The sequence below is a fragment of the Actinomadura roseirufa genome (assembly GCF_900659635.1).
GTDB classification, from domain to species: Bacteria; Actinomycetota; Actinomycetes; order Streptosporangiales; family Streptosporangiaceae; genus Spirillospora; species Spirillospora roseirufa.
Map to the genome: position 1 here is coordinate 1 of NZ_CAACVB010000579.1, position 905 is coordinate 905.

The 905-nt window shown below is 69.1% G+C and carries 1 protein-coding gene; it reads right to left on the bottom strand.

Annotated features, from left to right (window positions below):
• The coding region (locus E1291_RS41520) for an APC family permease (RefSeq protein WP_131743489.1) at positions 1–905 on the bottom strand (905 nt) is incomplete at both ends.

Genomic DNA, 905 nt, shown 5'->3' on the forward strand with positions numbered 1-905 from the left:
AGCAGGCCGGCCATCGTGGCCAGGATGATGATGCCGTTGCTGAAGGCCAGCCGGTCGCCGCGGGTGTGCAGCTGGCGGGGCAGATAGCGGTTCTGTGCCAGCACCGAGCCCAGCACCGGGAACCCGTTGAAGGCGGTGTTGGCCGCCAGGAACAGGATCAGCGCCGTCGTCACCGTCACCAGCGCGAACCCGAGACCGAAGTTGCTGAACACCGTGTGCGCCACCTGCGCGATCACCGGGTCGGCGTCGGAGACCTCCTTGCCGGTCGCCGGGTCGATCAGCCGGCTGCCCTGGTCGGGCTCGGCGAACTTGGCGTCGGTGATGTAGGCGAACGCGGTGACGCCGCCGAACATCGTCATGGCGACGACGCCGAGCATGAGCAGGGTGGTGGCGGCGTTGCCGCCCTTGGGCTTCTTGAACGCCGGCACGCCGTTGCTGATCGCCTCGACGCCCGTCAGCGCCGCACAGCCCGAGGAGAACGCCCGCAGCAGCAGGAACACCAGCGCGAACCCCGCGACGTTCGTCTCGTCCCCGCGGATCTCGTAGTGCGCGGTCTCGGCCTGCAGGTCGGTGCCGGCCGCCAGCCGGATCAGCCCCCACAGGATCATGCTGATGATCGCGAACATGAAGAGATAGGTCGGGACGGCGAAGGCGACGCCGGCCTCCTTGAGGCCCCGCAGGTTGGCGAGGGTGAGCAGGAGCACGACGACCAGCGCGACGGCGACCTGGTGCGGCTGCATGAACTTCAGCAGGGCCCCGAGGTTCTCCACCCCCGACGACACCGACACCGCCACCGTCATCACATAGTCGACCAGCAGCGCGCTGGCCACCACCACGCCCCAGTTCCCGCCCAGGTTCTCCGTGGCGACCTCGAAGTCGCCCCCACCCGACTGGTACGCCCGCAC